Annotated in this window: 1 rRNA gene; it reads left to right on the forward strand. The window is 49.8% G+C overall.

Annotation, left to right across the window (positions count from 1 at the left end):
• Positions 1-243 (forward strand): 16S ribosomal RNA (locus ACTHS4_RS12400); the annotation flags it as partial.

Consider the following 243-nt stretch of genomic DNA (forward strand, 5'->3'; position numbering starts at 1 on the left):
TAATGACGGTAGCGATAGAAGAAGCCCCGGCTAAATTCGTGCCAGCAGCCGCGGTAATACGAATGGGGCAAGCGTTGTTCGGAATCACTGGGCTTAAAGCGTGCGTAGGCGGTCTTGCAAGTCAGAAGTGAAAGCCTGGGGCTCAACCCCAGAATTGCTTTTGAAACTGCAAGACTAGAATACCGGAGAGGTTGGGAGAATTCCTAGTGTAGAGGTGAAATTCGCAGATATTAGGAGGAATAC

Origin of the sequence: Neisseria sp. P0014.S009 (genome assembly GCF_051958155.1) — a bacterium.
In the GTDB taxonomy this organism is placed as follows: Bacteria; Pseudomonadota; Gammaproteobacteria; order Burkholderiales; family Neisseriaceae; genus Neisseria; species Neisseria flavescens_C.